This window comes from bacterium endosymbiont of Bathymodiolus sp. 5 South, assembly GCF_900128535.1.
Lineage (GTDB): Bacteria > Pseudomonadota > Gammaproteobacteria > PS1 > Pseudothioglobaceae > Thiodubiliella.
On record NZ_FQTR01000365.1, the window covers coordinates 1 to 1,056 of the forward strand.

1 protein-coding gene is annotated in these 1,056 nt (G+C 34.4%); it reads left to right on the forward strand.

Annotation, left to right across the window (positions count from 1 at the left end; genetic code table 11):
* Positions 1 to 34 precede the first annotated feature (34 nt).
* On the forward strand, positions 35 to 1,056 hold a 1,022-nt coding region (locus tag BBROOKSOX_RS11525), incomplete at its 3' end, for an SIR2 family protein (RefSeq protein WP_373896635.1).

Genomic DNA, 1,056 nt, shown 5'->3' on the forward strand with positions numbered 1-1,056 from the left:
CAATCGAGCAACCCCAAGCATCGGCTACTTATTTTTGGCACAAATTCTAACCAACACCAAACATAAATTTGTGCTAACCACCAACTTTGACACAATGACCGAAGATGCTTTATTTTCACTTCAAAATACCAAACCTTTAATTATCGGGCACACCTCTTTGGCTAATTATATTTCTGTTAATAATAGCATTCGCCCAGTGATTGTGAAACTACATCATGATTACTTATTAAGCCCAAAACATACCACAAAAGACACAGATGCCTTGACACCTGAGTTGAAAAAGAACCTTGACCCTGTTTTAGCAGGCGTGCATTTAATTGTGATCGGTTATGGTGGCTACGACACAGATATTATGAATTATTTACGAGAAACCACCAGTAGAAAACCCATCTATTGGTGTTGTAGAGATGAAAGAAAATTATCAGCAGAAATAAAAAGCCTATTAACAGATCAAGATTTTATTGTTGAAATTGAGGGGTTTGACCTTTTTATGCTCATGTTAAATGCTAAATTAGAGCACTCTCCATTAATTGATCCAGATGATGTTGAGGAAAGTGTATTGGTTAAGAATGCCATTCAACAAGCAAAGAAGTACCAAGAACAACTGAAGAAGTTAGGTAAACAAGATATAGAAGATGATGAATTAGAAGCATTAAAAGTACAATTACCCACTTGGTGGGATTATGAATTACAAGTTAAAAAAGAAACAGACCCTAGTAAGCAAAATAAAATATATCAAGAAGGGTTGAAAGCACACCCTAAGAGTTTTGAACTTTTCGGTAATTATGCACTCTTTTTAACGAATATTCGCAAAAATCACGACCAAGCAGAAGCGTATTATAAAAAATCCTTAGAACTTGAACCTGATAATGCAATTGTTAATGGCAATTACGCATTCTTTTTAACGAATATTCGCAAAAATCACGACCAAGCAGAAGCGTATTACAAAAAATCCTTAGAACTTGAACCTAATAATACAATTGTTAATGGCAATTACGCACTCTTTTTAACGAATATTCGCAAAAATCACGACCAAGCAGAAGCGTATTATAAAAA